The following is a 572-nucleotide window of genomic DNA, read 5'->3' as shown; positions in this document are numbered from 1 at the left end:
CGGTTATAACGGTTCATATCACCTTACCGGCGCTTATCGCAGATTAGCACGCCCTTCATCGCCTCTGACTGCCAGGGCATCCACCGTGTACGCTTAGTCGCTTAACCTCACAACCCGAAGATGTTTCGTAAAACATTCTCGTGTCGCGAAAATTTGAGAGACTCACGAACAACTTTCGTTGTTCTGTGTTTCAATTTTCAGCTTGATCCAGATTTTTAAAGAGCAAATATCTCAAACGTGACTCGTAAGTCAGTTTTGAGATACTGATGGCAACGCCTTTCACACATTACCGCGCAAGTGGCGTCCCCTAGGGGATTCGAACCCCTGTTACCGCCGTGAAAGGGCGGTGTCCTGGGCCTCTAGACGAAGGGGACGTATCAGTCTGCTTCGCAAGACGCCTTGCTATTTACTTTTCATCAGACAATCTGTGTGAGCACTTCAAAGTACGCTTCTTTAAGGTAAGGAGGTGATCCAACCGCAGGTTCCCCTACGGTTACCTTGTTACGACTTCACCCCAGTCATGAATCACAAAGTGGTAAGCGCCCTCCCGAAGGTTAAGCTACCTACTTCTT

The 572-nt window shown here is 48.4% G+C and carries 1 tRNA gene and 2 rRNA genes; all 3 read right to left on the bottom strand.

Annotated features, from left to right (window positions below):
- Positions 1-107 (bottom strand): 23S ribosomal RNA (locus tag J4728_RS23705); the annotation flags it as partial.
- Positions 108-298: 191 nt separating this feature from the next.
- Positions 299-374: transfer RNA gene (locus tag J4728_RS23700), tRNA-Glu, on the bottom strand.
- An 85-nt stretch (positions 375-459) separates the two neighbouring features.
- Positions 460-572 (bottom strand): 16S ribosomal RNA (locus tag J4728_RS23695); the annotation flags it as partial.

It is taken from the genome of Salmonella sp. 32070601201500089SM (genome assembly GCF_017573605.1).
GTDB classification, from domain to species: domain Bacteria; phylum Pseudomonadota; class Gammaproteobacteria; order Enterobacterales; family Enterobacteriaceae; genus Salmonella; species Salmonella enterica.
Note: the sequence above shows the minus strand (reverse complement) of the source record. Positions and strands in the feature narration are given on the sequence as shown.